Source organism: Tenacibaculum sp. SDUM215027 (assembly GCF_050566205.1).
Taxonomy (GTDB): domain Bacteria; phylum Bacteroidota; class Bacteroidia; order Flavobacteriales; family Flavobacteriaceae; genus Polaribacter.
This window is the reverse complement of the sequence record NZ_JBNXUE010000003.1, coordinates 151,344-175,517: the sequence shown is the minus strand read 5'-3', so window position 1 is coordinate 175,517 and position 24,174 is coordinate 151,344. Positions and strand designations below refer to the sequence as shown.

At 31.1% G+C, this 24,174-nt stretch carries 14 protein-coding genes; 4 read left to right on the top strand and 10 right to left on the bottom strand.

Features of this window, described 5'->3' with window-relative positions; all coding sequences use genetic code 11:
• Positions 1-103 precede the first annotated feature (103 nt).
• The 3 genes from ACQYZ7_RS08925 to ACQYZ7_RS08915 all read left to right on the top strand — a co-directional run bounded on the left by ACQYZ7_RS08925 (position 104) and on the right by ACQYZ7_RS08915 (position 3,375).
• On the top strand, positions 104-1,102 hold the full coding sequence (locus ACQYZ7_RS08925; protein ID WP_430729407.1) for a M28 family peptidase: 999 nt from the start codon (positions 104-106) through the stop codon (positions 1,100-1,102).
• A gap of 171 nt (positions 1,103-1,273) precedes the next feature.
• Entirely contained in the window at positions 1,274-2,758 is a 1,485-nt protein-coding gene (locus tag ACQYZ7_RS08920) for a S8 family peptidase (RefSeq protein WP_430729406.1), read from the top strand.
• A gap of 101 nt (positions 2,759-2,859) precedes the next feature.
• Positions 2,860-3,375, top strand: a complete 516-nt coding sequence (locus tag ACQYZ7_RS08915; protein WP_430729405.1) for a DUF4136 domain-containing protein — start codon at positions 2,860-2,862, stop codon at positions 3,373-3,375.
• A gap of 69 nt (positions 3,376-3,444) precedes the next feature.
• On the opposite strand, the gene ACQYZ7_RS08910 is transcribed toward ACQYZ7_RS08915, so the two are convergent.
• The 7 genes from ACQYZ7_RS08910 to ACQYZ7_RS08880 all read right to left on the bottom strand — a co-directional run bounded on the left by ACQYZ7_RS08910 (position 3,445) and on the right by ACQYZ7_RS08880 (position 20,259).
• Positions 3,445-4,509, bottom strand: coding sequence for a phytase (locus ACQYZ7_RS08910; protein WP_430729404.1), 1,065 nt, complete (start codon positions 4,507-4,509; stop codon positions 3,445-3,447).
• Positions 4,510-4,511: 2 nt separating this feature from the next.
• Positions 4,512-7,259: a TonB-dependent receptor gene (locus ACQYZ7_RS08905; protein WP_430729403.1), complete on the bottom strand. Its 2,748-nt coding sequence runs from the start codon at positions 7,257-7,259 to the stop codon at positions 4,512-4,514.
• A gap of 265 nt (positions 7,260-7,524) precedes the next feature.
• The gene (locus ACQYZ7_RS08900) at positions 7,525-8,007 is read right to left on the bottom strand and encodes a hypothetical protein (RefSeq protein ID WP_430729402.1); all 483 of its coding nucleotides are present in this window, start codon (positions 8,005-8,007) and stop codon (positions 7,525-7,527) included.
• 40 nt (positions 8,008-8,047) lie between these two features.
• Entirely contained in the window at positions 8,048-14,155 is a 6,108-nt protein-coding gene (locus ACQYZ7_RS08895) for an alpha-2-macroglobulin family protein (RefSeq protein ID WP_430729401.1), read from the bottom strand.
• A gap of 186 nt (positions 14,156-14,341) precedes the next feature.
• Positions 14,342-16,402, bottom strand: a complete 2,061-nt coding sequence (locus ACQYZ7_RS08890; RefSeq protein ID WP_430729400.1) for an OmpA family protein — start codon at positions 16,400-16,402, stop codon at positions 14,342-14,344.
• 8 nt (positions 16,403-16,410) lie between these two features.
• Complete coding sequence (locus tag ACQYZ7_RS08885) at positions 16,411-17,361, bottom strand: PorP/SprF family type IX secretion system membrane protein (protein WP_430729399.1); 951 nt, start codon at positions 17,359-17,361, stop codon at positions 16,411-16,413.
• 6 nt (positions 17,362-17,367) lie between these two features.
• Entirely contained in the window at positions 17,368-20,259 is a 2,892-nt protein-coding gene (locus ACQYZ7_RS08880) for a gliding motility-associated C-terminal domain-containing protein (RefSeq protein WP_430729398.1), read from the bottom strand.
• Between the two features lie 161 nt (positions 20,260-20,420).
• Between ACQYZ7_RS08880 and ACQYZ7_RS08875 the strand changes: the two genes are divergently transcribed.
• Positions 20,421-21,776 (top strand): UDP-N-acetylmuramate--L-alanine ligase, encoded by a 1,356-nt coding sequence (locus ACQYZ7_RS08875; RefSeq protein WP_430729397.1) that lies wholly within the window; start codon positions 20,421-20,423, stop codon positions 21,774-21,776.
• Here the strand turns inward: ACQYZ7_RS08875 and ACQYZ7_RS08870 are convergent.
• From ACQYZ7_RS08870 to ACQYZ7_RS08860, 3 genes are all read right to left on the bottom strand, one after another.
• Positions 21,757-22,824: a nucleotidyltransferase domain-containing protein gene (locus tag ACQYZ7_RS08870; RefSeq protein WP_430729396.1), complete on the bottom strand. Its 1,068-nt coding sequence runs from the start codon at positions 22,822-22,824 to the stop codon at positions 21,757-21,759. The genes ACQYZ7_RS08875 and ACQYZ7_RS08870 overlap by 20 nt on opposite strands.
• Complete coding sequence (locus tag ACQYZ7_RS08865) at positions 22,814-23,923, bottom strand: hypothetical protein (RefSeq protein WP_430729395.1); 1,110 nt, start codon at positions 23,921-23,923, stop codon at positions 22,814-22,816. Before ACQYZ7_RS08865 ends, ACQYZ7_RS08870 begins: the two co-directional genes overlap by 11 nt.
• Before the next feature lie 61 nt (positions 23,924-23,984).
• Positions 23,985-24,164 carry a hypothetical protein gene (locus ACQYZ7_RS08860; protein WP_430729394.1) on the bottom strand — a complete coding sequence of 60 codons (180 nt, stop codon included), beginning with the start codon at positions 24,162-24,164 and terminating at the stop codon, positions 23,985-23,987.
• Positions 24,165-24,174 lie beyond the last annotated feature (10 nt).

Below are 24,174 nucleotides of genomic sequence, written 5' to 3'. Positions count from 1 at the left end.
TAAACTAAAAAACTTTGTAAAGCAAAAATTGTGCCCATAAATTTATAGTGATTTAATGTAAGAAATTAAATTGGCTATATTTAGGCTTTTAAATAAATAAAGAATGAAAAGATTTTTATATCCATTAGCACTTGTAAGTGTATCAATTTTATTATCGTGTAAGCAGACTAAAAAGACTAGTAACGAAGTTGCTATGAATGCTGTAGAGGTAACTCAGAAAAAACAAAATAAAGAAGAGTTAATTGATTCTATTTTAGTAAGAAAACACTTATATACACTTGCTTCAGATGAAATGGAAGGTAGGAAACCTGGGACTGAGGGAATGGAAAAAGCAACTCAGTATATAGAAAATGAATATAAAAGAATAGGCTTAAAAACTTTTGATACACTAACTACATATCGCCAAAACTTTGAGTATAAAGGAATCAAAATGAGCAATATTATAGGCTTGTTAGAAGGAAAATCTAAAAAAGATGAGTTTGTTATAGTATCTGCACATCATGATCATTTAGGTGTAAAGAAAGATGGAGAAGGGGATAGAATTTTTAACGGAGCAAATGATGACGCTTCAGGAGTTACAGGCGTATTATCTTTAGCTGAATATTATGCTAAAAAGGGAAATAATGAGCGTAGTATTTTGTTTGTATGTTTTACTGCTGAAGAAATGGGATTAGTAGGTTCTGAATACTTTGGTAAAGGAATTGACGCTAGTAAGTTTGTAGCAGGGATTAATTTAGAGTTAATAGGAAAACAACCTAAAACAGGACCAAAAACAGCATGGTTAACAGGTTTTGATAAATCGGATTTTGGAAAAATAATTCAAAAGAATTTAGAAGGGTCAGGATATAAGCTATTTCCAGATCCATACCCTAAATTTCAATTGTTCTTACGATCAGATAATGCTTCTTTAGCACGTTTAGGTGTGCCATCTCATACATTTTCAACCACTCCAATTGATATTGATGCTGATTATCATAAAGTAACAGATGAAGCTGAAACCTTAAATATGACTGTATTGACAGAAACTGTTAAAGCAGTTGCTAGAGGAACTCAAAGCATTATTGAAGGAAAAGATACACCTACTAGAGTTAATATGGAGTAAACATATTGAAAACTTAAAGTAAAGAAGGAGCTATGAGCTCCTTTTTTATTGGGATTAGGTATTGTGTTTTTGATATAATGTTAATTTTGTGCTAGTTAAATCAACTAAAGTGTTAAAATTGTATTAAAATTTTACTATATTCGAAAGATTTTAATTTAAACCCCTTCGAAAATGAAAAAAACACTTTTAAGCCTAATGGTTGTTTTAACTATGATCTCATGTTCTAATAATGATGAAACATTAGATATAAAACAAGACCAAGATTTACTTACCAAAAAAGAAATCAATTCAAAAATCAAGGAATCTTTACAAAAGACAGGAGATTTTAAATGGATGTCACAAGATGCTCATACAATATGGAGTGCAGTGAATCATGGAGAGAATATCTTGACTATAGGCTACGGTACTTCAAAAAATAACTATGCGAAGAGTGAAGAAAGCGCTAATATTAAAAATGAGTTACTAGCCTTAGTAAGAAGCTTTGAACCTACTTCAGCAAAAGGAGAAACGGAATTATATGTAAACGAAAATATTAATGTATTAGACATTAAAGTTACCAACAAGGAAACAATAAATGTTTTATTAAAAGACAGTAGAGTTCGTTATATAGAACCTGGAGGATATAGTTTTTTAGAGCCTACTACACAAGCTAAGTCAAGTTCATCGGGTTCTTCAGGATGTGGCTATGGTACGGCTACTTTAAATACGAGTGATTATCGTACAGTATCACCAGGAGCTAGGTTACCTTGGTCTTTTGATGCACATAATATTTCACAGGCTTGGAATTACAGTACAGGATCAGGAGTAACAGTAGCTATAATAGATTCTGGTTTATCACCTGAGCAAAAATGGATGAATCAATATTTTAATGATGGATATTCTTCAGGTAGAACTGTTCAAAAATATGGAACCTTTGTTGATTCTTGGTGGGCATGGTCTGATAACTATGATGGAGTAAATGACAAGTGTGGTCATGGAACTAAAATGGCAGCAGTAGCAACAGCTCCTAGAAATAATGATAATTTGCCTGTAGGTGTAGCTTACAATGCAAGCTTGGTAACGTATAGAGCAGTTGAAAATGTAGTAATTGACGATTATCATGAAAAAAGAGGAGTTGTTGAAGCATTAACAGCATTGGCAAATAGAAGTGATGTAAAAGTTATTTCTATGTCGTTAGGTTCTCCGTTTAGTATTGGTAATGTATCGGATGCGGTTAAGTATGCACACAGCAAAGGGAAGATGATTTTAGCTGCAGGAGGAACTTCTACCTCATTTACTACTTGGTATGGAGTAATTTTTCCAGCAAGTATGTCTGAAACTGTTGCGGTAACTGGTGTTAAAGAAGGACAATATAGTAAGTGTGATGTATGTCATACTGGGTCACAAATTGATTTTACGGTACAAATGCAACGAACTAACGGAACTGATAATAAAATTCCTGTATTGAGTTATTATGATGGACAAGCAAATTATGTAGGAGGTTCATCTGTAGCAACAGCAACTACTGCTGGTATTGCTGCATTGGTATGGGCAAAGCACCCAAGTTGGTCAAGAAGTCAAGTATTACAGAAAATGAAAGAATCCGCTGATTTTTATCCGAACAAACATTCTGAGTTTGGGTATGGAAATATTGATGCTTTAAAGGCAGTTCAATAAAAATCGATTAACTAACCTTAGAAAAAGTCTCGTTTACGCGAGGCTTTTTGTATTTTTATAAGGTATAATTTTTGATTAATTACATTGTAAAGAATTTATTTATGAAGTATTACAAGTATTTTTTTCTGCTAGTTATTATTGGATGCTCCTCTTCTAAAGTAGTATATGACTACGATAGTCAAACAGATTTTAACCAGTATAAAACTTTTAATTTTTTTGAAGATGCCGGTAAAGGTTTAAATGAGTTGGATATAAAAAGGGTTACTTATGAAATAACGACGGCTTTGGAAGCCAAAGGGATGCAGTTGGCTGAAAAACCAGATATATATATCAATATTTTATCTGAGGAACGAGAATTAGTTAATAGAAATACGATAGGTGTTGGCTTAGGAAGTGGAGGAAGAAATGTTGGGTTTGGAATTTCAGGAGGTATCCCTATTGAGAGTAGAAAAATAAATCAGCAATTAACCATTGATTTTGTTGAAAGTAAAGACAATCAGTTAATATGGCAAGGAATTGCTACTAGTGAAGTAAGACAAAAAGCCACTCCAGAACAAAAGAGATTACATTTTCAAAAGGTAATTGGTAAGGTGATCAATAATTATCCGCCGAAATAAGGTAATTTAAAAAGCCTCTTGATTTTACCAAAAGGCTTTTCAAATTACACAACAAACACACTATGTATACTAATCTAAATGTAGATTTTTAGAAATTTTTTGCCAATCCACCAGTTTAAAATTTTGATGTAAGCTATCTTTTCCTTGGGTATTAGCACCATCTTGCGCAATAAAGAATCCTTTAGGGTATTTCGAGCCAAAATTAACAGAGGTTACATCAATTCCGTCCGTATCATAGGTACCATCAATAGCACCATCTTTTAATGAAAAACTTCCTAAGTATTGATTGCTAATTCTATCAAAAACAGCATAACTGTTATTTCCTTGTGAGGATAAAATAATATACCCTTTTCCGTTTCCAGCATCGTATAAGGTAACGCCTTCAAAATCATCTTTCATATTCAAATCGTTGGTGCTGATAACCTTTACACGGTTGTTTAAAGCATTAGGCTCTGCATCGTATTTCCACAAAGCTTTGTTCTCTTCTCCAATATATACCTTGGCATGTACATCATCAGCAACAATACCTTCACCTTGACTTCCTAATGAAAATTCACGGATTAACTTAGCATCAATTTGAGTGTTGTTTTCAAACAATTCCCATTGCTCAATACCGCCTTTTTTACCAACCATAAAAACATAAAATTTGTTAGTTTTAGGGCTTTTATACATTCCTAATCCGTAAACTTCTTTTAAGTTAGAAGTTATTTTTCTTGCAGCAGCATCTTCTAGTTCACCTGTAGGTTTTACAATCAATATAGAAATAGTATTGTAGGTTCTATTACTAGCAGTAACAACCGAAACCTCTTTTCCGTTTAATAAGAATCCATCACGAATATCAACATTGTTTACACGTCCTATTTTATAGGAATACAAACGTTCTCCTTCTAAATTATAAACTTCTAAACCTTCTTTTTTGTTTGTTCCAATTATGGTTGATTTTGTTATATCAACAGGGTTTATCCATATACACGGATCATCAGCAGCATCATCAAAAGAGGTAACAGGAGCTGTTTCAGCATCAGCAACTAAAGCCACTACTGGTTTAGCTTGTGGGTTTTGATGGACTATTTTTTCAACTTTACAAGCGCTTAAAATAAGGCAAGTAAGTGTTATTTTGTATACATTATTCATTCTTAAAAATTGTATTTTAAACCGGCGTTCCAATTGTAGTTATAAAACTCAGCTTGCATTGTTTGATGTTTTGTACCTTGGTAAAAGCGTAATTCTTGATTGGTTAAGTTTTTTGCTTCAGCAAAGACTTGTAAGTTGTTAGTAATACGGTAAGAAGCATTTAGATCTATAAACAATTGTTCGTCATAAAATACATCCGTAAAGGTATCGTCTCCGTATTCAAAAATATAATCATCAGCAAAGTTTAAAGAGGCTCTAATAGATAGTTTAGAGCTTTCGTAGGCTAACGATCCGTTAAACATGTTTTTTACTGCGCCTGCTAAAGGTAATCCATCTTCTCTACCAGCAATACCATCTGTTTTAGAATCTGTGTAGGTATAGTTACCATATACTGTTAAGTTTCTTAAGAAACCTGGTAAGAAGTTTAATTTACGTTGTAGAGCAACTTCAAAACCATAAATTTCAGCAGTTCCCCCGTTAAAAGGTCTTGTTACATCATAAGTTTCTGTAACACCTCCAATGGTAATCGGTTCTTCAGTAACTGAATTGTAAATAAACTGATCTAAATCTTTATAAAAAACTCCTGCTGATATAATTCCGACATTGCTAAAGTAGTGTTCAAACATTAAATCAAAGTTCATAGCTTCAGTTGGATCTAAATTAGGATTTCCGTACTCAGCTTCCATATCATCACTATTAATATTTCTATAAGGAACCAAGTCAAAATAGTTTGGTCGTGCAATAGTGTTGGTCCAAGCTGCTCTAATAATGGTGTTTTTGTTAATGTTGTATTTTGCTTGTAAGTTAGGTAGCCAATTGGTATAGTTTCGAGCTCCTGATGTTTTAATTACATCGTTTAAATCATTAGCTGTTTCAACATCAATAGCAAAACCATCATAATCAATAGTAGTTTTTTCAACTCTTACACCTGCTATAAAAGAGAATTTATCATTTAATTTTTGTTGTAACATTCCGTAAAAGGCATAGATATTTTCGTTAGCATCATAATTTTCAGGAACAAATTCATCTAGTACAAGTTCACCTCCTGTTAAGTTTAAACTTCCTAAAAATTCTTTTGAAACAAAAAGCCCTGATTTATAATCATCGCCTGCTAAATAACCATTAATAGTATAGTCTTTAGTAGTGGTGGTATTCATGGTTGGAAATTGATTTTCTAAATCATACTCATAAAAACTATTGTCTCTTACTTTTTCTTTGTATTTGTGCTTAAATCCAAATTTCAATGAATTTTTATAGATTCCTGTAGCGTTGATAGGAACTAAAACATCAAAATTAGAACTAATTTTACGCTCTTGTGTAAATCCTTGCTGTTGAGTTACTTCTTTGTATTCAAAAGTTGAAGGATCGTTAAAATCGTTATTTGTTGGACGTAAAACAGGAAAGTTTTTGCGAGAAAAATCTTGCATAACTTCAATGTCATCGTTTTCAAAACTTATGTAACGTTCGTCTGGACGCTCTTCTTTTGCTTTAGCAGTTCCTGTTTTCCAGTTCAACTTAATGTTCCCAAAAACAATATGTTCTCCACCTACAGATATATTGTAAGTACTTTGACGCTCTAAACGAGTGTTGTCATTAGTATCGTTATTGATACCTCCTTTAGTTTGACGACGTATTTCAGCTTTTGATAATCCTGTAGCATCTGGTTCATCTATTTTTCTAAAACGAACTCTATAACGATTTTCATAATCGTTTCGTTGGTTGTACATTGATTTAAAGAAGAATGTATTGTTGTTGTCTGGTGTCCAGTCTAAGTTAGCAGAAATGCTCATTCTATTTCTTTTTACGTCGTAGCGTCTAATATCGTGTTCACCAATGTAGACTTTACTATTTTCTTTTTCCCATTCAAATTCAACATTATCTGAACCATAATCGTTAGAGTTATAAGAAGCATTGATAACATACCCTAGTTTGTCTTTAAAAGTTCTGTTGGCAACTAATGTAGAAACATTATAGTTAGGCGTGTTTCTTATAGAATTTTGTCCGTAAGAACCAGCAACAAAAGCTCTAAAAGTAGTAGGAGCAGAGCGTGTAACTAAATTAACAGAGCCACCAATAGCGTCTCCTTCCATATCTGGAGTTACTGCTTTGTTAACTTCAATGGTTTGAATCATGTCAGAAGGAATTAAGTCCATTTGAACTCTACGGTTATCTCCTTCGGCAGACGGAATTCTGTCACCATTTAATGTTACCGAGTTTAATTGAGGTGATAATCCTCGAATAACAATATCTCTAGCTTCTCCTTGGTCATTTTGCATAGAAATACCAGGAACACGCTTTAAGGCATCACCAATGTTTGCGTCTGGAAATTTTCCTACTTGGTCAGCAGAAATAATATTGGTTATATTCTCTTTATTTTTTTGTTGGTTTAAGGCTTTTGCTTGTCCTTTACCAATACTTCCTTTAATAACAACTTCATCCAACCTATCTATTTTAGGTGTAAGAGAAAAAATCTTAGATTGAATACTGTTTGTAAGTACAATGGTTTCTGTTAAGGTTTGATAGCCTAAGAAAGATATTTGAACCTCGTAATTTCCTACAGGAATATTTAAAAGTTCGTAGTTTCCATTAAAGTCGGTAGAAAATCCAACTTGTAAAGAAGGAATACTTATTGTAGCTCCAGGTAAAGGCTGATTTGTTTCGTCTAACACTCTTCCTTTTAACCCTGATTTACTTTGTGAGTATCCTAAAACACTTATAAAGCAAAGGGCAGTTAAAATTAATTTTTTCATTTTGAAATCTTTAGTGAATTATCCTTGGCGAAATTATTTATGATAACTAGCAAGCAGATTTCAAATTTGTTAGTAAAAAATTATTAAAACTTATTCATAAGGTTGGTTATATGTTAATTGGTTAAGGTTTTCGTGATGTTTTGATGTTTTTTATTTAATGAAAAAGTTACTTTATAAAAACACTTAGCGTTTAGATTATAAGGGCATAAAAAGAAAAACCTCCAAAATATTTTGGAGGTTTTCAATAAATTTTATTATTGTCTTTTTAGAATTGGTAACGGATACCTAAACCGAAATCAGAGTTGAACCCATCATAGCTATCGTTAAACCCAATTTCAGGTCTAAAATCTAAAGATAAGATTAAAGGAATATCAAAGTTATATTCGATACCAACAACTCCAGATACGAAAACAAATGTTTCAGAAAAATCATCTCCAGCTGGGTTATCAATACTCCAGAAACCTAAACCACCACCAGCACCTGCGTACCAGTTAAAACGGTTTTCTATTTGCCATACCCATTGGTATAAACCTGTAGCTTTAAACCCATCATAATTTTTACCGTTTCTAAGACCTAAGTCAATTTCCAAACGATTGTTGTCGCTTAATCTACGTTGGTAAGATATTTCGGCACCAAAACCATCATTGTCACCTAAACGAAGACCAATAGCATTATCAGAAATTTCTTGAGCGTTAGCTGTGAAAAATGAAATGGTTAAAAACCCGATAAATAAAAAGATTTTTTTCATAATTTTTAATTTAGTGTTATGAGTTGCTAAGATAGTTATTTTATTTAATTAGTAATCTTTTCCCTTTTGAATGACTAGTAAACTCAGGGGCATACATACTTTGAATAGTGGTAATTCCATTACTGAAATTCCCTGCATTATTCACACGAACATCATATTCAAACACATATATCCCTTTAGGTAAACGTTCAAAAAAGAAATTTGTTGCAGCATCTTTTGTACTTTCATAATATCCTAGTCCATCTTGCCACTTGTATTGTGATAATACATTAATCGGTTCAACTCCGCTTGCTCTCATATCTTTCATATGAACAAACTCCATATTTCTATCCGAACGAAGTTTAATTCTTACAGTAATTAAATCTCCAACATTTAACTGTGTGTTATCTGTAATTTCTTGAAGTTGTTTACCAGTATTAGTATTAACTTTTTTAAATAGTTTTTTATTTAACTGTAAAGGAGTTTTAGCAGAAGTAATTTTATCTAGGTCCTCAAAATACTGCCAATACAATCCGCCCCAAGAAATTCCAGTTCCTTTTTTAGTAATACTCACCGTACTCATTTCTGGAGTTATTTCTGAACCGTTCCAAGAGGTTTTAAAATAGCCTGTACCAGCTTCAATTTTTGTGTTTTCTAGCTTAGAAGGATTGATGGTTTGATTTCCAATTTTTACATCGACCATATCGGTTATCGAAATCCAATCACTACCTTGTAATAATAATGCATATACAGCTTCAGTAGTTGCTTTGGTAGTTTTCCAACGATTGGTTTGTTTGTTTTTTAGCAACCAGATTTTTAAATTGTCAACAGTCTTAGTATCATCTTCAATTTCTGAAAAAGCTTCAATTAATAAAGATTGGGTTTCAATAGGTGCTTGATGCCAGTACCAACTTGGTTGATTCTCTTTCCAATACATTCCTAATTCATCAGAAGTAATACTGTTTTCTTTTAATGATTTTAAAATTTTATCAGCAATTGATGTATTACCACTTCTAAATTGTAGTAAGGCAATTTGTCCTTTTCCGTATAAACTAAATTCTTTCCAATAAGTTACTGTTTGATTTTTATAGTATTCAATAGCGGTTTTAGTTGTACTATTAATATCGATATCTTTATAAAAAGAACGCATGTATAAATACTGAATGATAAAGTAATTTAGATGGTTTTGTTCTAAATACTTAGTGTATTCTTTTTGTCCTTTTTCAGCTTTAATACGTTTAGCATTTTCTAATAATTTTTTATGAGTCTCTTCAATTTCAGCATCTAAAAAGTGGATAGCATCCACAAGCATTTTTTTTGTAGAATTATCTATCTTAGTGATGCCTAACTTTTGTAAATGTCCAAAACCAGTAGCAATATGATTGGTGATATAAGCATTTGGGTAATCGCCACCTTTAAACCAAGGGAATCCACCATTATTTAATTGCATTTGCGATAGTTTGTTAATAGCGTTTTGTTGTTCGTTTTTCATTTTGTTTAAGTCGAATAACAAAGCAATACGCTTCTTTTGTTCGGTTTCAGATTGAGCATCACGTAACCAAGGAGTCTCTTGGATAATCAATGATTTTAATTCTTGATTCTTTTCTAAGTTACTCAACAAAGCATCTGAAGATTTCCAAGTATTGAACACCTCTTGTATTCTTGGATTTGAATTTGCGATATGACTAGCGAGTGTGTTTGCATAATAACGTGCAAAGGTTTGTTCACTACATTCGTATGGATATTCCATTAAATATGGCAAAGCCTGTACAGCATACCATGCAGGGTTAGAAGTTACTTCAAGAGTTAGTTTATGGTTTTTCAAGGTACTTGAAGTACTCTTTTTTAGCTTATCTAATGTGAATGTTTTGGTTTGATTTGAACGAACCCACATAGGTAAGGTTTCAGTAACTAACATTCTATTAGATAAAACAGGCAATACATTTTGTTCTCCATCAGAAAAATCTCCAGCCTTTGCAACTACTTTATATTGAATTGCTTGATAGGTGTCAGGAATTGATAAGTTCCAAGCTACATTAGTGTTTCCATTAGAATCAACACTGAAAGACTGATTTTTAGAAGAATTACTTAACAAGTTGATTTCTTTTCCTGTAATAGCATCAGTTAATACAAGTAGTGCTGTTCCTTGTAAGTTTTTATCAGAGATGTTAGCTATTTTGGTATTTAATGTAATTTGATCTCCTTCTCTTAAAAATCTTGGAGCGTTAGGGATTACCATCAACTCTTTTTGAGTTACAGTAGTTAATGTCTTGGTAGTCGACTGTAATTCTTTTGTATGTGCTAGTAACTGCAGTTTCCAGCGTGTTAAAGCTTCTGGAGTGGTAAAACTAAACGTAATATTACCTTCTTTATCAGTTTGTAAATGCGGATAGAAAAAGGCAGTTTCTTGTAGGTTTTTACGAATTTGTACTCCGTCTAAAGAAACTTTTTCTTCCTCTGTCTTTTTTATACCTAAAGTAGTAGCTACTACTTGATCTAGTAAGTTTTCTTGAGTATCTAAAAGAGTTTCTTCTTCAACAATCTCTCTTTCAGGTGAAGGTTGCATTTTGGAACTCATGGCTAAGCCTCTTAAACGAATATTTCTATTCATTCCGAAGTAAAAACCAAACCAATTTAATTGGTCGTATCGTTGAGTTTTAAAAGATGAAGGGTAGTTATTATTAAAAACTCTGAAACGTTCATTACCAAAACTTCGATAAGCGTTAGCGTAACCACTTTGTGAGTAATATGTTGAAGTTGAGATAGGTGAAAACTCCCAATTATGAGGCTTAAATTCATCTAAAGAAGCATCATACATACTAGCTAATACCTCTGCAGCGACTTTGTTGTTTTTATCGTTTTTAATAGTAAAACTCCATGTTTCTTGGGTTCCAGGTTGTAATTTGTCTCTAAATGTATTGGTTTCTATAGTAATGCTATCTTGTTCATTTGGAACAGAAATAGGAATCATTCCACTTACGAAACTATTGTAATTCACAAAGTAATATTTGATAACAAACCCACCAACATCTTGTTTAGTAACAGGAATTTCAATTGTTTTGATTTTGTTATTTAAATGAATAAGTTTGGTGTCTATAATAGCGTGGTTTTTTTCTGTTTGAACTATAACCGTTACATCTTTTGAGGCAGAACCAATTTGTAATACTATTATATCATTTGGTTTGTATATTGTTTTGTTTGTGTTGTACGTGAATAATTGATTGTCTACTATACTTTTTTCTTTGTGATCAATTATAGTAAAACGAGCTTTGTCGGTAACTTTTTGTCCAAACTTATCTTCGGTGTCTAGAATAACAATATACTTTCCTGAAATCCATTTTTTATAGTTTGTAAGCGTAACTTCTTTAGAGTTTTGTGTGTTGAAAGCTTGCTCAAATACTAGTTTCCCTTTTTTCCAATTTTGAGAATTTTGTTCTTCCGAAGTATAAGCATCATGAGGAAATAAGTTTCTAAACTCACTTTCTGAAATGTCTTGATAATCTGGAGTATTCCAAGGTCTTTTACGTAACGGATTTTCAGGAGCCTGAAGTTTATAAACTTTTATACTTCCTTCCGCAGGAATAAACTCTCCATTTAAGTTTTTACTTGAAATTCCAATGGTTGCTTTCTTGTCTGATTTATGTATTGTAGAAGGAACTTGTATATTAGCAAGTAGTGCATGATACCCAACTTTTACCATAGAGATTGCTGAGCGAGTTTCTCCATTAACATCGGTTACATCAGCAGTGATTTCATATTCAAAAACAGGTAAATTTTCTTTGTTTACACTTTCATCAGGTAAAGCTTTAAATGTAATAGAAAAGTTACCTTGCGAATCAGTTATCAATTCACCGTGTGTAATTTCTTGTGCTTCTGAAGTAAACTGAGGTTTACGCCAGTACCACCAAATAGGGTATTGTACTTTGCGATGGACACGATATACAACTTTAGCATCCGTAATATTTGAGCCAGCAAAAGCTTTTGCAAATCCGTTTACGGTAATGCTATCATGTAACTTATAGGTTTTTGTTACAGGTTTAAATTCAGTTTCAAACTTAGGACGCTTATATTCCTCAACTGAAATACGAGTAATATAGTCTTCATGTTCAAAATCAAAATCTATAGTATCATAAAAGGTACTTTTTTGTTTTTCACTCTTATCAATTGAAAACCAATACTCGCCTGTTAGCCCTGTGCTAGGTAGTATAATTTCTCCTGAAGCTGAACCGTATTCGTTCAGTTTTACATCAAGTGTTTTTACTGCTTCTCCATTAACGTTATTCAACGTTATTTGTACAAACTCATTAGTAAAAGGTGTTGATTTGTCTTCTCTTTCTTGAATGAAGATAGCTTTGAAATGTACGGTTTGTCCTGGGCGATAAATACTTCTATCGGTAAAAATAAAAGGTCTTATGCTCGTATAATCATCATTTGTAGTAGCTTGTTCTTGATGTTTATTTAGGTAGTAATTACCAAAAACAGCAGCATCGTTTTTAGATGTAACTGTAACATATACATTACCATAATTAGCATCACTTTTAAAAGAAGCAAACCCGTTTTTGTCAGTTGTTAGTTTTTTATGAATCGTTTTTCTGTATCTACGTTGCTCATTTTGTAATAATAATTCAGCATTTTTAATTGGTCTTCCAGTATTTCTATCAACAACTTGGTACGTTTTTACACCATCATTATTATTTTCTACTAAAACTAAATTGGTTGCTGGTAAATGAGCAGTAGCATATAAGTCTTTAGAGCTAAAAGTAGCATTTTGGTGAGCTACAATTAAATAATTTCCTTGAGTTAGTTCGGGAACTACTACTTCAGTCGTATGTAATAAAAAATCTTTTTCATTTCGTAAGTTACTATTCCATGAAGTAGTTTTTGTAAGCTTTTTTATAAAGTTAAAACGTTCTTTTTCTTTGTAAATTTTTTGAAGCTCTTCTAATTGTTTATGATCAGTTTTATAAGCAGAGAAGTACAGTTTATCAATGTTGTTATAAGTAATTAATAATCTTGAATGAGTTTGAATTGGAACAAACTTTTCAGAAAGAATATCTAGCGATGTAGTTGTGATTTGTTGTTGTAAGTACTCAGATTTTTCAGCAGCTAAGCTTTTAGGAAATTGTTCAATAACCTTTTTACAAATAGCAAGTGCCTCTCTGTTTTTAAAACGAAACTCTTCATTTTTTCCAGCTTTATAAGATCCAGCTTGTTGATTATAAATTCTAGCTATTTCATAGCTGTATAATCCAGAAACTTCATTGTTTTTATAATTACTAATTGATGCTTTTAGCGTTTGTAATAGTAATTCTTGTTTGTTATTTAAAGTTGCGTGTTGGTTAACAAATTGTAATCGTTGAATATCTACATCAGCAAAGGCATCGAGATTGTTATTTTTTAAATGAAAGTTTATTAATTTTTGATAAATTTTCAAGGCATTAAATTGTAATGATAAATCATCTTTCGTGGTAAGGTTTAATCTAGAAAATTTATTAGCATCACTAAGGTATAAAGTGTCATCAATTTTAAATTGATAAGTAGGTTTTGTAATGTTGGTTTCTGTAGTTTTATAAAACTCTAAGGCATTATGCGCTAAGAAATCAAATAGGGTAGGACGGTATTTTTTAGAACCTTTTTTAGTATGAATAATATCTTTGAAAGAATGAACATCGGTGGTTTGTAATTGAGATTCATTTTCTAAAGAGTTTTGATAATGACAATGAATTTCAGCAAAGAGCGTATCTAAATCCCAAGTTCTAAAATCGTTTTCATCAACTTTTTGTTGTGTTTGTGTGCGATTGTAAAACTTCCATCTGTTCTGATTAAAATATTGCCAGTATAAGTTAGCTAATACATTTTCTAGCACATTTTTTGTTGGAAAATCACTTTTATTAATTTGTTGTTTAAACTCATCAATAATTTTTAATTGAGCATTTTCTTCTAAAGTTAAAGAGTACTTACTTTTATAAAACAATGATTTTATAACTTGAGGAGCATTGTTGCTTTTTTCAGCCTTATCGTAAATAGTGTTTACTATTTTTAAAGCAGATTTTGGTAGGTTTTCAGCTTCAAACTTGTGAACTTTTTCCCACAGGTTGTTATAGTTTTCTTGGGCGTGTACTAAGGTTGAAAATAAAATCATTAGTAAAAGAAAGGTTGTTTTTTTCATAACTATAATTATTTATACTCAATAAAGAACGTGCTTTATATTGAGCCATTGGTATTAAAATTAGGTAAATACTACTATTAATGAGTGAACCTAGTTTTATAGTGAGTTTGTTAAAGGTACTAAATCTATTAATTGTGCAAATTAGAAAAACAAAAAACGAGCCAATTGGCTCGTTTTGTATAAATGTTAGTTAATTTTTTTTACAATAAACTCACATCGTCTATTTAACTCATGCTCTTCTTCTGAGCATTCTTCTTCTGTCTTACACTTTATAATAGGTTTAGTTTCACCATAGCCTATTGCAGATATTCTATCTGGTTCAATACCTTTTTCCATAAAATACATTCTTACAGAATTAGCTCTTTTTTGTGATAAATTAAGGTTATATCTACTATTACCTCTAATATCAGAATGGGTTCCAACCTCTACAATCATATCAGGGTATTTCTTCATTAAGTTTATAACCTTATCTATAGCTTTTTTTGTATCTCGTCTTAAATACCAGAGTTTATAATCAAAATTGATATCTTCAGTTTTGATAATTATTTGGTCATTAGTCTTAACAATATCTTTTTCTTTTTTAATGATATCATCAGCTTTTTTTTGTTTATCTAATTTTAGTTGTAAGGCTAAACTTGCTTTAAGTTCTTTTTCTTTTTTTGCTTGCAAAGCCAAAGCTTCTTTCTCTTCTTTTTCTATTTGAATTAATGATTTTAAAGCCATTGAGGCATCATAAACTTTTTTTCGTTCATTTTTTAGAGTAAGAGTTCTTTGTTTGCTCTTATAACCAGCCTTTGTAGCTTCAATATTATAGATTGTTTCACAATTTGCACGAAAAGTAAATTTTCCTGAGACATCTGTTGCTGCATACGAAACGGTTTCGTTGTTTTTTAGTGTAATGTTTACATTATCTAAAGTTTCACCTGTATCAATGTCTGTAATTACTCCAGAAATGAATTGATAGCAGTCTTCAATAATTAAAGGCTTTTGTTCTGTAAGTTTATAAATATCATCACTTCCTTTTCCTTCTGGTCTGTTAGAAGCGAAGAAGCCTTTGTTTGTGTCAGAATTAATATTAAAAGCAAAGTCATCATATCCTGAATTTACTGGCAATCCAACATTATCAGGCTTTGAGTATTCATTGTTTTTAATTGAACTAACAAAAACATCGAGAGCTCCAAAGTTAGGGTGTCCATTAGAAGAAAAGTATAACTTATTGTCTTTACTAATAAATGGAAATTGCTCTTTTTTGTCGGTATTTATTGTTGGACCTAAATTTTTAGGGACCTCATAACTTCCGTCATTATTTATTTTTACAGAATAGATATCAAAAGAACCATAACCGTTAGGCATATCGGAAGCAAAATATAATGTTTTTTCATCTTTACTTAATGCTGGGTGTTCGGTAGAATAGGTATCATTGTTAAAAGGTAATGAAGTAATGTTAGTCCATTTTCCATTAACTAATTGAGCTTTGTATAGCTGTACATGTGTAACCTTTTTACTATCTTTTTTTTGCTTTCCTTTAACTAGGTTGTTTCTGTTAAAATAAGCAGTTTTTCCATCTTTAGTAAAAATAATGTTTGATTCGTGTAGTTTAGTGTTTATAGATGAAGAGAATGGCTGTAGAATTGTTTTATTAGAAAGTGTATCGTTACTATCTACTTCATATAAATCTAAATAATGATTCCCTGTCCAACCAAAACGTTTATAGTTTGTAGACTCTTTTTTAGGAGCAGCAAAAACAATTTTTTGTTTTTTTTGTATGGCTCCAAATTCAGAGGAACTTGTATTAAAAGGTAAGTTTTTAATTAAAAAACGTTGTCCGATGGCTTTTACGTTTTCTAAGTATTTTTCATCTTTTTTTAGTTTTTTAAATTTTACGGAATCATTTTTTTGATAAAAAGAGAAAAGTATATTATAAGCTTGTTTGTACTTACCATTAGCTTTTAATATATCAGAATATCTTATAAAATCAGTTTCATTAAGTAATTTATTGTAGTTTTTAATAAGGTATTTGTAGTGTGTGGAAGCTTTACTCATATTATAAGTGAAATAATACGAATCAGCTAAATTTTTTACAGCTTTAAAACTTTTATTTTCTTTTAAAGCTTTTTCATACAAAGGAATAGCTTTACTGTAAGATGTTGTATTGAAGTATTGATTGGCTCTTTTAAGATCTCTGTTCATTTGAGCATTGCTTAAGAGAGGAAGCAGAATAAGTAGTATAGAGATTAAATTTTTCATATTATTTTTTAAAAGAATCTAGGTGATTTGTCGTACCCTTTTTTTAATTGTAAAGTGTCAAAATCTAATAGTACAAATATTTCATGTGTACCCGAGTTAAAGTTGCTAAGTTTACTTGTAGTATAATCATAAGCGTAACCAATTCTTAAAAAGTTAGTAGCTCTAACGTTAAACATAGCACTAAAAGAATCGTTAATTCTGTATGATAAACCTCCTTCAAATCGTTCATTAATTAAGGCATTGATAGAGGTGTCTAGGACTACTGGAGACCCTTTTACTGCTTTTAATAGGAAAGAAGGTTTTAATTTAAAATGGTCATTTAGTGTAAAAACATATCCAGCATTTGCAAATAGATGAATTTCTTCTCCACCAATGTTTCTCAAGTTATTCTTATCAATGTGTTTAGAGTTTATTAGGTTAGGAACAGATACTCCAACATAATATTTATCAGTGAAATAGAAAGCACCGACTCCGAAATTAGGAAATATTTCATCCTGATTATCAAAAGCAACATCATTAGAGTTGACACCAGTAATAATATCATCATCAGGAAAACGAAAATTTGTAAAATTAGTTTTAAAACTAGTGAAACCTGCTTTTAAACCTAAAGAGAGTTTATGTACTTCGTTGAACTGCAAAATATATGCGAAATCTGCATAAACATTATTTTCTTTTAAGGCTCCATCTCCAATATTATCTCCAATAAAAGACAACCCCATTTCAAATTTTTCTGTAATTGGAGTATGAGCAAAAAGAGTATATGTTTTTGGAGAACCAGTAGCGTTTGCCCATTGTGTTCGATGCATAAAACCAAAATTTATGACCCCTAACTCATTAGTAACATATGCTGGGTTTACAATGCTTTGATTGTACATGTATTGCGTATACTGAGGATCTTGTTGTGAAAAGATGACAGATAAAGAACTAAAGTATAAAAACGCTAAAATTACTTTTTTCATGAATTTTTATTTACTTAAATAAATTCTACCTTGTTTAGGTTTTAAGTTGTCTTTATTATAATTTAAAATATAGAAGTATACTCCACTAGTTACTTCGTTTCTAGAGGAAGAGTTTGTTCCGTCCCATTTAGGATTTGTGGTATTTCCTTTGAATAAAGATTGTCCATATCTATTAAAAATCTCTAATTGATAATTAGGATAAAAATATTCTATGTACGGTATGAAATAATAATCATTAACACCGTCTCCGTTAGGTGAAAAACCGTCAGGAATGAAAAAATCATATTTTTCAGGATCACAATTATCAAGTGTAACAGTTATAGGAAGTCGTTTACTTTCACAACCAGAGTTAGGATCTACATTAGCTACGTAGTAGGTGATGTTTGCTTCTAGTAAGTCTAACGTATTTAGTTCTACTCCATTTTCAGAAGAATCATACCAACGTATTTCAAAGTTTGGATCTATTGATAATGATGAGTTTTCAAAATCAAGTATAGTTAATTCATCTAATTGGCATAGTTGAGTCGTTCCATTTAATACAGGTGTTGGGGGAGTGATTATTGTAACAGTATATGCTACTCTTGTAACACTTTCACATCCTTGTATATTTTCAGTAGCGTAATAGGTAGTACCATTTGTTAATAAAGTTGTACTATCTAATAAGTTTCCATTTATAGGGGCATCATACCAAAGAAGTTCACCAGTATCAGCTTGAGCGTCTAAATTAGAAATTGAAGGATTATCAATACCACAAAATATAGGAGTTGTATTAAAAGACGCAACAGTTTGTGGGGAAAGTAGAGTTATGGTAACTGAAGATTTTTCAGAGCTTTCACAGCTGTTTAAGCCTTTTGAGCTAACAAAGTAATCTTCCCCATCAACAAGTATAGTTGAGAGAGGTAAAGGATCAGTAGAGTTCATGTCCGCATACCAAGTTAAATTTTCACCACTGTCTACTTTTATATCTGATATAGTTGTTAGGTTTGGAGAAAAATCAGGTAAACAAAAAGTCTGTTCGTTATTTAGTATTGGAGGTGAAGGTATACCATCTATTGAGAAATTTTTAGAAACTTCAAAATCAAAATTTGTTCTACAAACATTGGTGTCATTCTGAGAACTTTTTAATACCACATTGTACACACCTTTTTCTAGGTTAGATATATCTACTTGATAGTTTGCTTTTCCTCCATTAAATGTTATAGAGTTTTTTGTTAGAGCATCTGAGCTTTCTGGTTTAGTGATTTCGTAGCTTATCATGTACTGACCATCCGGAAGTATTGGGGCATCAATAACTACAGAAACATTTCCAGCATTACAAATATTATCAATAGCAATGTCAAGATTTATATCATCAGGGACTCTTTTTACTATAAAATTATGATCGATACACCCAAAGTTTTGATTAGAAGCAGAAATTACTTTAATGTTATAATCAGTATTATTTTCAGAGAATGAAGAAAGATTAATTGAAAAACTAGATCTACCATTAGTAAATATAATTTGTTGGTTTTTAACAGTAATTACTTCCGGAGTAGAGGTGTCAGTTATTAATAAATCAACTGTAAAAGTTTCATTAGAAGGAGCACCTGTGTTATCTATTAAATCAAAGATTGTTGCGTTTATAGTATTATTGTCATAACATAGATCTTCGATGTTAATTTTAGCATCAAGCACACTAAAAGAAGCTTCTGTAACAGTATAAGAACTACAGATTAAGCCGCTCAAGTTAGAAATAGAAGAAGTTCTAATAGTATAATTTCCTGGAGGCAATGAGTTTTTAGGTAATGTAAACGAAGGATTATTAGTAGTGTTATCAATTTTTAATGTTTTTACATCATTAATTGTTTCTGAATAAACTACTTGATTAGTATTGGTGTTTACAATTTCGTACCCTAAATCATACGACATATCTACATCATCAGGGTTAGTATGTATAAGTCCAATGCTTATAGTGTTACTGATACATGTATTACTTACTTCAAACTTTCCTGAAATTTGAGGTAGTTTTACTGTAACTGTAGTAGAAGCTGCAGAGCAAACTCCATGAGTAGGTTGTACAGTATATGTAAAACTATATTCTCCTGAACCAAAATTATTGTAGATATCTTGAATATCAATAGTAGAATCGGAAGGAGAGGTTATTTGGTTCGTATTATCATCATCAGTCCAAACCCCGTTAAGATCTTCATTAATTATTTGATCAAATAAATCTATATTGGTATAAGGAGTAAGATCGTCTGTATCACAAATAACAATGTCAGTAGCTTCACCAGATTCAGGAGCTCTATGTACTTCTAAAATTACAGTAGTAGACCTTGAAGGACACGTGTCTACTTGTTCAACTGTATATATAAAAGTATAGGTACCCACACCAGCAAGACTAGCATTAAATAAGTTGTCATTTAAGAAACCTGTGCGTGTTAAAGGATCTTCAGACCATATTCCATTCAAGTCAGCATTTAAGTCAACTGAATTGTTGTCTAAAAAAGTAAATAAATCAACATCTACGTCATCACTACAAGCATTGGCTCCTCCATTAATATTATCTTCACCAGAATACCCGCCTAAAAAAATAGTTATTTCTGCACTTTCACCACAGGTATTATTCGTATAGGTAAATTTATGCTCACCATATTGATTAATCTTCCATAGGTTTAAAATACCTGTGTTGCTATTAAGAGCGTTTTTAAAAATAGGATTATTAGAAGACCATGTCCCGCCAGTTTCTGGAGAGCCACTTAATTGATTATAAAGATTAAAATTTTGATAACTGCTATTTGATTCTTTTGTGCATAAAGTAATAGTGTTGTCTTGTCCTGCACATTGAGAAAAGATGGCGTTAGAGTACATCAAAAGAAGGTAGAAACCTACTAAATATAGAGTAAATGTCTTTTGCATGGTAAGATGATTGATAGCAATAATTATTTTTTAGTATGCAAAGCAACATAAAAAAGAAATATTCTTCTAAGAAAAAGATATAAAATTTTAAGAACGTATAGTTTTGTGCTATACAAACTATAATACTTCGTTATATTTACCCAAAATTTATGAAGTTAAAAATGAATGTACATTTTATAGCTATTGGCGGTAGCGCAATGCACAATTTAGCAATCGCATTACAACAAAAAGGATATAAAATAACGGGTAGTGACGATACGATTCACGACCCATCTAAATCACGTTTAGCAAATAAAGGTTTGTTACCAGATGTTTTTGGTTGGTTTCCAGAGAAAATAACTACCGATTTAGATGCTGTAATTTTAGGAATGCACGCTAAAAAAGATAATCCTGAATTGTTAAAAGCTCAAGAGTTAGGAGTTAAAATTTATTCATATCCAGAATTTTTGCACGAACAATCAAAAGATAAAACAAGGGTAGTTATTGGTGGTTCTCACGGAAAAACGACCATAACTTCTATGATTTTACATGTGTTGAATTATCATGATAGAGAAGTGGATTATATGGTAGGTGCACAGTTAGAAGGTTTTGATACTATGGTGCATTTAACCGAAGAAAATGAATTTATTCTTTTGGAAGGAGATGAGTATTTAAGTTCCCCTATAGATATGCGCCCGAAGTTTCATCTGTACAAACCGAACATTGCCTTATTAAGTGGAATTGCTTGGGATCATATCAATGTGTTCCCAACGTTTGAAAATTATATAGAACAGTTTTTAATTTTTACTGATTCGTTGACGAATGGTGGAATTATGGTATATAATGAGGAAGATGAGGTGTTAAAAAGGGTTGTTGAAAACTCTAATCATCCAATAAAAAAATATCCATACAAGACTCCTGATTATTTTATTGATAACGGAATCACTTATTTAGAAACACCTGAAGGTGATTTACCTTTAGAAATTTTTGGAGAACATAATTTGCAAAACTTAGCAGGAGCCAAATGGATTTGTCAGCATATGGGAATTGATGAGGATGAATTTTATGAAGCCATTGCGAGTTTTAAAGGAGCAAGTAAGCGATTAGAAAAGATTGCTGAAAATTCTTCAACAGTTGTGTTTAAAGATTTTGCACATTCACCATCTAAAGTTAAAGCAACTACTGCTGCGGTTAAAGATCAATATTCAAATAGAACTTTGTTAGCATGTTTAGAGCTACATACTTATTCGAGCTTAAATGCTGAGTTTTTATCAGAATACAAAGGAGCTTTAGATAAAGCAGATAAAGCAGTAGTTTTTTATTCTCCACACGCTGTAAAAATTAAACAGTTGGAAGAAGTTTCAGAAGAACAAATAGCTAAAGCGTTTGAACGTGACGATTTTATTATTTATACAAACCCAGAAAAGTTTAAAGAGTTTTTATTCAATGAGAATCTTGAAAATACAACTTTGTTATTAATGAGTTCTGGTAACTACGGAGGGTTAGATTTTGATGAGGTTAAGGCTTTGGTTGATTAAAAAATCTATCAAATAGATATTTCCTGTATTCTTTTACATAAAAAGACTTTAGAATAACTGAGAAGCGGTGTTTGTATAAAAAGTATAATTCCCACTTTTTTTTGTTAGCAGCACTTTTTTTAGGGTTATTCATAAAGAAAAGTACTTTTTTGATATACTTTTTAGTTTTATGTGTTCTTATATCTTCTAAAGATCGAGGAGAGTTAAATATGTAATTAGTAACTGAGAGAAAGTTTTTTAAACTATTGGACTCTGAATGGTCAAAATTACTTAAAACTGTTTTAACAGGAGTTTGTTTAGATAATAAATAAAGATCATATGAATTTCTTAGAGATATAGTTTTGGTCCATTGACCTTTATCGCTAATTTGTTTGTTAAAGCAAGTTAAGAGAACTTGATTATTATAGGAAAGAACCGTGGCGTTATTAACCAGTTTAGTTACACTTTTTTTAATAAAATTAAAGTCAAATGCTTTTTCATTAGAAATCATTTTGTAGTGAACTTCAATTGCAGCAATTTCTCCTTCTTTAGTTATTTTTGGATAGTGTCTATTTAAGATTGTATTATCTAAATAGTCGAGAGTTTTTTCGTGATATCCATTTTCTTTGAGAATATTAACAGTAAGCTTAAGCTTTTCTGGATTGACCAAAAAATCAATGTCGCCCACCATACGTTCAGCAATATCTTCATACAATCCTTCTAATAAATTTCCTGTTCCTTTTAGGAAAATAGGAGTAATGTTGTTTGAAAGTAAAAGTTCGTTAATTTCTTTAGCCTGCTTAATAATTAGTTCATTACGTTCTCTATTCAGGTTAGTAATATGTTGCATGTACTCGACTAAATCAGCAGGTAAATAGTGTAAGAAGTTAGCTCGTTTTAAATTGCAATATGAAGCGGGAAACACATATTGACCTGTACTTACTTTAACTACAGCATCCCAATCAACTAATCCTGATTTAATTTTTTCTTCAACTAAATCTCTATTATTTTTTTCGTGAGTAATAGTTAAACACTTACCAATAAATAATAATGTTTCTTTATAATTCATCTGTAAATATTTTTTTTACAGTTTCAATCATTTTTTTATTATTAGAATAGGTTAATTGGTAGCAAGGTAACTTTTCAAACCAATCTAAAAAGAGTTCAGCATTTTGAGGTAATGGAGATAACCAAGAATCAGGGACCAATTGCTCGAATGCTGTAATGCTTGAAATTTTATTAATGATTAAATCACTATCTTTTTGATATTTAATAAAAATTAGAGCTTTACAAGGATGTTTTAAAGAGTAATCATGATTGTTTGTAGGTAAGTAGCGAACAACTTTATTTAGTCTTTTAAAATGATATTCAGCAGAAGTTTTTAATTCAGGATAAATTGGAAGTAGCGTTTCTAAACTATTTTTTTTAATGGATATGGCAGAAGGAAAGCTGTGTACATTTAAAGAGTTATCAATAGGTACAAAATCATCGGCTAAACAAGTAAAGCCATTGGCTTGTAATAATGCTAAGGAAGTACTCTTTCCATTTCCAGAATCACCTAAAAATAAAATAGAATTATTGTTCTTACTAACTGCGGAAGCATGAAAAACTCCTATCCATTCATTTTCATTTTTCTTATGGATTTTTTGCACCAATTCCATTGAAAATTTACCTTGAAAATAATGTACTTCTTTTAAGCTCCAAGTATCAATAATAATACCATCTACAGAAAAAGAAATAGTATTTTTTTTGCTAAAAACTTCAAATTTATGATTGACATTGTTGGTTTTTTCAATTTCTAAATGAGCAAATTTTGGATGAACTAAAGAGATCTCTAAGTCAGAAGCATATTTTACCTCAAAAATAAAATCCTTAATTTTATAATGTTTTATTGAAGCAAAAGAAGTTGGTTTAATTACAGAAAGAAGCTTGTTTTTTCCGTTAGTTTCTTTCGAAGTGTTCAGTAAAACCTCAATGTCTTCAATCAAGTTTAATGCTTGTTGGTGAGGAATGTTAACTTGTTTAGTTATTTGAGTAACTATTTCTTGTTTGTTAATATTTTGATTTAAAAGGAAAAGTGTTTCAGCTATTAGTGGTTCTACTACAAGATATTCATTATTGTCTTGAAACCAAACAATCTGTTTATTTTCGAGTTTTTTAGTAATCATATGCTCATAAAAGTAATAAAACCCCGAGAACTTCTCGAGGTTTTAAAAATAAATATTTGTTTTAGAAACCCCCTCCTGGATCTTCAGGGCTTTGTGCTTGTGCTTTTTGAGGATTTAAAATCATATAAGTTCCCAAAGCTGTTAAAGCCGCATATTTGCTATAGCCACCTATTTTTTTTAAGGCTTCTTTACGGGTAATATCTTTAGAATTTATATCAGAATTTTTTATGTTTTTTTTCATAATTGCTCGA

What these genes read in the sequence shown, in the direction of transcription:
- ACQYZ7_RS08925 (WP_430729407.1), top strand. Translation starts at nt 104, where the DNA reads ATGAAAAGATTTTTATATCCATTAGCACTTGTAAGTGTATCAATTTTA.
- ACQYZ7_RS08920 (WP_430729406.1), top strand. Translation starts at nt 1,274, where the DNA reads ATGAAAAAAACACTTTTAAGCCTAATGGTTGTTTTAACTATGATCTCA.
- ACQYZ7_RS08915 (WP_430729405.1), top strand. Translation starts at nt 2,860, where the DNA reads ATGAAGTATTACAAGTATTTTTTTCTGCTAGTTATTATTGGATGCTCC.
- ACQYZ7_RS08910 (WP_430729404.1), bottom strand. Translation starts at nt 4,509, where the DNA reads ATGAATAATGTATACAAAATAACACTTACTTGCCTTATTTTAAGCGCT.
- ACQYZ7_RS08905 (WP_430729403.1), bottom strand. Translation starts at nt 7,259, where the DNA reads ATGAAAAAATTAATTTTAACTGCCCTTTGCTTTATAAGTGTTTTAGGA.
- ACQYZ7_RS08900 (WP_430729402.1), bottom strand. Translation starts at nt 8,007, where the DNA reads ATGAAAAAAATCTTTTTATTTATCGGGTTTTTAACCATTTCATTTTTC.
- ACQYZ7_RS08895 (WP_430729401.1), bottom strand. Translation starts at nt 14,155, where the DNA reads ATGAAAAAAACAACCTTTCTTTTACTAATGATTTTATTTTCAACCTTA.
- ACQYZ7_RS08890 (WP_430729400.1), bottom strand. Translation starts at nt 16,402, where the DNA reads ATGAAAAATTTAATCTCTATACTACTTATTCTGCTTCCTCTCTTAAGC.
- ACQYZ7_RS08885 (WP_430729399.1), bottom strand. Translation starts at nt 17,361, where the DNA reads ATGAAAAAAGTAATTTTAGCGTTTTTATACTTTAGTTCTTTATCTGTC.
- ACQYZ7_RS08880 (WP_430729398.1), bottom strand. Translation starts at nt 20,259, where the DNA reads ATGCAAAAGACATTTACTCTATATTTAGTAGGTTTCTACCTTCTTTTG.
- ACQYZ7_RS08875 (WP_430729397.1), top strand. Translation starts at nt 20,421, where the DNA reads ATGAATGTACATTTTATAGCTATTGGCGGTAGCGCAATGCACAATTTA.
- ACQYZ7_RS08870 (WP_430729396.1), bottom strand. Translation starts at nt 22,824, where the DNA reads ATGAATTATAAAGAAACATTATTATTTATTGGTAAGTGTTTAACTATT.
- ACQYZ7_RS08865 (WP_430729395.1), bottom strand. Translation starts at nt 23,923, where the DNA reads ATGATTACTAAAAAACTCGAAAATAAACAGATTGTTTGGTTTCAAGAC.
- ACQYZ7_RS08860 (WP_430729394.1), bottom strand. Translation starts at nt 24,164, where the DNA reads ATGAAAAAAAACATAAAAAATTCTGATATAAATTCTAAAGATATTACC.